The organism is Actinopolyspora mortivallis (assembly GCF_003001495.1).
Classification (GTDB): Bacteria; Actinomycetota; Actinomycetes; order Mycobacteriales; family Pseudonocardiaceae; genus Actinopolyspora; species Actinopolyspora mortivallis_A.
Genome location: NZ_PVSR01000043.1, coordinates 23,047 through 29,046, shown reverse-complemented (window position 1 = coordinate 29,046; position 6,000 = coordinate 23,047). Strand labels below are relative to the sequence as shown.

5 protein-coding genes are annotated in these 6,000 nt (G+C 67.7%); all 5 read right to left on the bottom strand.

Annotated elements, in window-relative coordinates; all coding sequences use genetic code 11:
* Positions 1–42 precede the first annotated feature (42 nt).
* Complete coding sequence (locus tag CEP50_RS17440; RefSeq protein WP_106115012.1) at positions 43–2,748, bottom strand: hypothetical protein; 2,706 nt, start codon at positions 2,746–2,748, stop codon at positions 43–45.
* A 400-nt stretch (positions 2,749–3,148) separates the two neighbouring features.
* Complete coding sequence (locus CEP50_RS17435) at positions 3,149–3,772, bottom strand: hypothetical protein (RefSeq protein WP_258175385.1); 624 nt, start codon at positions 3,770–3,772, stop codon at positions 3,149–3,151.
* Between the two features lie 33 nt (positions 3,773–3,805).
* Positions 3,806–4,930, bottom strand: coding sequence for a hypothetical protein (locus tag CEP50_RS17430; RefSeq protein ID WP_106115010.1), 1,125 nt, complete (start codon positions 4,928–4,930; stop codon positions 3,806–3,808).
* 14 nt (positions 4,931–4,944) lie between these two features.
* On the bottom strand, positions 4,945–5,256 hold the full coding sequence (locus tag CEP50_RS17425; RefSeq protein ID WP_106115009.1) for a hypothetical protein: 312 nt from the start codon (positions 5,254–5,256) through the stop codon (positions 4,945–4,947).
* Positions 5,257–5,259: 3 nt separating this feature from the next.
* Positions 5,260–5,907 carry an SAV_915 family protein gene (locus CEP50_RS19950; protein WP_146134837.1) on the bottom strand — a complete coding sequence of 216 codons (648 nt, stop codon included), beginning with the start codon at positions 5,905–5,907 and terminating at the stop codon, positions 5,260–5,262.
* Between the last annotated feature and the right edge of the window lie 93 nt (positions 5,908–6,000).

Below are 6,000 nucleotides of genomic sequence, written 5' to 3'. Positions count from 1 at the left end.
CCCTCCCGCCAGGCCGGTTGGGAGAACTCGACCGTCACGTCATCACTCCAGGTCGTCCACTGTCATGTGTTCCGGCGGCGCGGTCACCGTCCCGGGCGTCGCCTCCCTCTCGGGTGTTTCCGCGGCGGGAACCTCGAGGGCGTCGGAGTCCGTGAGCGGCGGCCACACCCGCGGGTCGAGCTCACCGCGAGCACGCCGTTCGGCGAGCCGGTCGGAACGCTCGGCCTCGACGTCCTCGTGCGGGCGGCAACAGTGCTCGTGGGCCTCGGGGTCCTCGGCGTGGGAGTGCGGCTCACACGCCGGCGTGGGGGCCGAGCAGTCGTCGACCGGAGGCCGGTCGACGGGCAGGAAGCGGCTGCCCGTGTTCCCCGAGAACCAGGCGAAGTCCGCGACCACCAGCTGGTCCCCGACCGCCAGCTCGGCAACGGTCCGCGGTGTCCACGTGAAACGCCCGGGACTGCCGTCGCCGACGCCGGCCAGCGTGCCGATCGACATCCCCGAGAACCGGACGTTGCTCTTCTGGACGGTGAGCTCGACACCGGGGGCCTCCACCTGGGCCGTGCCGTTGACGTGCAGCAGCACGATCCGGCTGCCGTCGCCGATCCGGCGGGAGTCGACGTCCAGCACCAGCGGCCCGAGCGAGACCACGGTGGCGACGGCGAGCTCGCGGGTGCCGGCGTCGGTGGCCAGCTCCTCGGCGACCCGGGGGTTCGCCAGCGCCAGCAGCCGGTCCCGGCACGTGCCGTCCCGTTCGACGGCGGAGACCAACCTGTTGCGCCACGACCGGTGTGTCCGCCCGAAACGCACCAGGTCGGAGGCGTGCAGCGCCAGCCTTCTGCGCCACACCGCCTGGGCGGCCCGCTCGATCTCCCGGTGGACCTCGCGTACCCGCGAGTCCGGCACGGCCGCCAGGAAGTCCAGGGCGCGGTCGAGGACGTCGCGTTTGTAGCCCAGCTCCTCGGTCACCAGCTCCGCGTAGCGGCTCCCCGGGCCCTCCCGAGTGTCCACGTCGGCCAGCGCCTCGTGCAGGGCGTCCGAGATCCGGTTGGTCAGCCGGGCCCCGGGAGTGTGGGGACAGGCTTCGACCGCGTCCTCGATCTCCCTCGGTTTCACGGGTCCGTCGACAGTGGACTCGGACCAGATCACCAGATAGTCCAGGCGGCCGGAGGCCACGACGGGGCCTCCGGCCACCACGTGCCGCGCGAGAACGGCCCGCAGGTCGACCACCGGGGAACGCAGGGCCAGCGCCCGGGCGCGGTCCTCCTCCAGCAGGAAGGACACGGCGGTGCGGGCGGGCTCCTCCAACGGGGGTGGGATCTCGGCGGGCTCCCCGTCGAACGTCAGGGGCTCACGCCCCATCCGCACGTCCCGTTCCCAGCGCAGCCTGCTGAGCTCGACACCGGCCAGGTTGTCGGCGATCGAGACGAGAACGTCGGCGGTCGGCTGGTCCGGCACGACCAGGTGCACCGGGTCCGGGGTGTCCCCGCCCGCCTCGTGCCGCTCGGCCGTCGCCGCGGACAGTTCCCGCCCGAGCAGCCGCATCACCTCACGGCGGGTCCGGGGGGACTGCGGTTCGTCGAACACGGTGCTCTCCCACGGCTCGCGTCCCCCGGAGGTGACGCGTTGCGTGGCGATGCCGTGCACGCCGAGCGCGGCGGAGTCCGACTTGGCCAACACCACGTTGACGGTGCCCGGCTGTCCGGCCTGGTCCACGCGCCGTTGCCCGGTGTGGCGGGCGACTCCCTCCAGCGTGGCGGCCACGGTGTCGACCAGGGAGGCCGGGGTCGCACCTGCTTCGCCCGCGCCGCGCACCAGACCGACGAGCCGGGGGCGGGCCTCACTCGGAACCCCCAGCTCCACCAGCAGGTCGGTCGGCTCGGTGGAGGTGCGGAGTTCGTCGCGGCAGTAGGAGAACAGGGGGCACGTCGGGCAGGTCTCCGGGTCGAAGTCCGCCCGCAGCCCGGCGACGTGCCCGGAAAGGTTCTCCGAGGTCACCGGCGGGATCCGCGCGGACTCCCGACGTCGCTGCTCCAACCGCGTCCGCACCTCCGCCCGGTGGTCGTCGAGCGCTTCCACCAGCGCCTCGGGTCGCAGGAAGGCGTCGCGGGGCACGGCGAGCACACCGTGGGAGTGCAGCGACATCCCGTTCGGCAGGCGCAGCCGTGCCTCGACGGACTCGGCCGCCGCGGCCACCTGAAGGAACCCCTTCAGCAGTCGGGCGTCGTCGATGTGGGAGCGCAGCCGCTCGTAGTCCTTGGCGGCGCCGACGAGCAGTCGGGAGCCGCCGCCGGAGTCGGCGGCGACCACCGCGAAGTCGGGGATGACGTGGGGAGCACGCTCGTCGGCGGGCTCGGAGAGGGGCAGCGCGAGCCCGTGCAGCAGGGTGGCCGCGCCGTGGGAAGTGGCCCGCGTGTGGGCGTGGGCGAGCAGTCCGGCCGTCTCGGCCGCGTCGCCGTTCGCGTCGGTCGTCACGACCTCGGTGGGGCGGTCCATCCCGAGCGCGCCGAGGGTGGTGGTGACCATCCGCCGCGCGAACCGCGCGTCGCGCACCAGACGCGCGAAGGTCACCGCCCGCGTCCACCGGGCCTGTGGAATGCCGCCCGCGTCGTCGGGGGCTCCGAGCTCGGCGGCGAGCTGTCGGCGCGTGCGCCCGACCACGAGCGGGTCGGTCCCCCGGAAGCGCGCACAGGCCAGATGAGGGGAGGCGGCGAGCTCACTCGCCGTCCTGACCAGCGCGTGATCCGCCATACGCAACCCCCAGCGGCAGGCCGGAACCGCTCAACCGAGCGCGGGACGACAGGGCACGACCGCCGAGTGTAAGCGGTCCCGATCACGCGGAGTTCGACTGCGGGTGTGCGCGGGTGTGTCCCTTCGGGACACCCGCACGCGGAGACCGTTCCCGTGGACTGTGGACGCCCACTGAGAGGACTCTCTCCTGGCCATCAGCTCACAAGAAGCTTGATCCACGCATACAACGGCAGCAACCGGCGAAGACGTTCACACAACCGGTCGATGCGCTCGATCCTAACCGAGTTCGTCGGTCTCGTTTCGCACCACGATGATGCCACGATCCGCTTGCCAGCGGGCGATTCGCAAACAGAACCAGTGATGTCACGTCACACGTTCGAGCATGGTCAGCGGCAACGATTCACTCCGACTCTTCGGGGACCTCCAGTAACGAGTGCGCAGCCCAGTTTGTCGTCGCACCGTTGGTAACCACTGAGTGCAGCAGGCCGTTGTAGACGATGTCCCACATGTCACGGTCCTCCTGCAACTCATCCACTTTTACCTGCACCTTGCGCCCTCCACTGTCCTTGAGGTCGAGGTGCATCGACATCCCACGGTGGCGGACTTTGATGTCGGTGAGCTCGTACAGCAACACCCACGCGCGACCGACTTTCAACCAATCGGCTCCGACCGCCGGATCGACCAAGCGGAAGATCCCGTACATGCCCAGGCCAGCCACAACGAGGAAGAGCCACATCCAGGGAATGCTGAGCCAGCCGTAGTCGAAACCCTGCCGGAAACCGATCAGGATTCCGATCATCATGGAGCCAGCGACGCCCATGCCGATCGCGTAGCGCCGGCTGTGCCGATACCACTCCAACACCGGCCCCTGTCCAGGTGGCGGCGAGGGTTTGCGCCATTGGCTGCGGTCGCGTTCCGAATCCTGGTCCTTCGGGGGCTTGTTCCCCCTGAAAAATCCCGGCGCCCGCGGAGGGCGTGGCTCGCCAGTCCACGGATCCGGACGGGGCGGCAGCTGCTCCGGCACCACTGGATTCTCCTCAGACATTCCTCGTCCCACCTACTCGCCCGTCAGCAGACTCTCCGTCTCGGTCGCAAGGAAGTCCCCCGCCATACTCCCGAGCGCTCCACCGACCACGGTGCCAACACCCGGGCAGATCGCTGAGCCGAGCGCGGCCCCGGCCGCACCCCCGACCGCCGCTCCACTCAGACTGGCGCCGGCATCCATCGCGGCCTCTCCAGCCGTATCGGTTCCCGTCGCGTAGTCGGTCACCTCCGAACCGATCGTCGCCGCTGTCCCGACATACGGCACGCCACGAAGCACGGAACCGGCTCCGCCAGCGATCTTGGAACCACCCTTCACATACTTGCTCGCGTCCGCAGCGAGGAGGTCACTCCCGCGACCGAGCTTCTTGGCCAGCCGACCGGCCCTCTCACCATGCACATTCGCGACCTTGCCCTTGGCCCGACTCCGCATCGCAGCGACCTTGGCCCGGGCTGCCTCGCTGCTGTGGTCGGCAGCCTTGGCCAGCTTGTCCATCTCTTTCGCCTGACCTTCCAAGGTGCGAGCATTCTGCAGGAGGGTTGCCGCACTGTCACTGGACGTCTTGACCGCAGTCAGACCACCGGTCACCACACGCATCACGTGTGTCTTGACCATGTTGAAGGTCTCGTTCGGGTCCTTCAACTGACCCTCGAGTTTGCGGTGCGCATCCTCCTGCTTCGTCCGCGCGTCCTCTACCATTCGACCGGCCTCCTCGAAGGCCTTCTGCCTCCGCTCGTCCGCCCCGCGCGAGTCATTGGGCTGGCTGGCAGGATCATTCGGACTCGGTTTCGGCGGAAGGATCTTCGTACCGTTGAGCACCAGGCCGGCACCACGGGCGGTTTCGCGCGCGTTGGTCATGCGCCTGTTCACAGTGTCGATCTCGTCAGCGAAGACCTCCAAGGCCGACTTGACCTTGTTGATCGCGCTTTCCAAGTCGTCTGCGCTCTTGGCATGTCTGCCGAGTTCGCCACGTGCCGCGTCCGCTGCAGTCCCCCGCCAGAAACTCTCAGAGCCACTACGCTGCTGAATCAAGGTATCGGCCACATCGGTAATTCCAGTGGCTAATTTGCCCAGCCAATCGGCAGTACGTCGGCACGTGTCGGGCTCGTCCAAAACCTCGGTGTCGAGTTCCCCAGCCATATCCTATTCCCCGCTCAGTCCGGCCGGCCGGCGTACTTGTTGTAGTACTCTTTCCTTAGCTGCTCGGCGTTGCGGTTGTCCACATCACCGTAGCTCCCGTCACTGGCATCGATTTTGGCAGCGACTTCGCCGACCGTGGCGATCAAGCCGGCAGCGGCTTGCGAGAGCTCCCCCAACGTGTAACTCACCTTCTCGGCAGAGGTGCTCACTTCCGGCATATCAGGGACGGCCTTCGCTGCAGGCTCCAGCTCGTCGGTACTATTGCGCAACGCAGACGCCATATGACGCAGCTGCTCGTGACCAACATGGACTCCATCGCCGGACATGCCTCATTCCTCCCCACCGTGTCGCAACCGTTCCGGTAACGGTGTGTCCAGACAAATCGTGTGCGCTCCACACTGCCGTCGAACGTCGCCGAGCAACCCTGCCGGTACCGGCGCTGCCGTCTGGTAGGGGCCACATCCTTGGCGCAACGCCATCTCCGAGGTGTAGGCCATGATGGCCAACAATCCCCCAGGCATCGGTTGCAGTTCGAGTTCGACATTCTCGGGCCTTCCATTGAACGGCCGCGAAGCGAGGTAGACCGTCGTCCAGTCCGGTGACTCCGGATCGTTCCAGTCCGCCTCATCCTCCGCCCAATCACCTGCGGTACCGCACAACTCGGGCGGCACTGGCGCATCCACTGCCACACTGAACCGAAAAGTCGGCGGCACCATCGCTGTTCCCGACTGGACACAGGCGATCTCACGAACCTTGTCAATAGGCAGCAGAATCCACGGCTGATCCGCTCCGCATCCGGCGAGGAACGTATCCAACGTCGAATACCCCAAAACCACTAGCTGCCCGGAAAACTCCCTGGTCTCCAGCATCAGCCCACTGTTCGCCTCATCAGGACGGCAGGCAAGGTAGAGTTGCGTAGGAAGCAAGTCAGTTTCGTCCGGATCATACACCTGAGGTTTCTCGACGAGTTCGACCACAACGGACTCCAGCTCAGTACGGGCTTGTCAGGTGGACTCTAACGGATCCAAGACTATCAAGGCCTCGCTTCCGCACGTACGAAACGATACGCC

What these genes read in the sequence shown, in the direction of transcription:
- CEP50_RS17425 (WP_106115009.1), bottom strand. Translation starts at nt 5,256, where the DNA reads ATGTCCGGCGATGGAGTCCATGTTGGTCACGAGCAGCTGCGTCATATG.
- CEP50_RS17430 (WP_106115010.1), bottom strand. Translation starts at nt 4,930, where the DNA reads ATGGCTGGGGAACTCGACACCGAGGTTTTGGACGAGCCCGACACGTGC.
- CEP50_RS17440 (WP_106115012.1), bottom strand. Translation starts at nt 2,748, where the DNA reads ATGGCGGATCACGCGCTGGTCAGGACGGCGAGTGAGCTCGCCGCCTCC.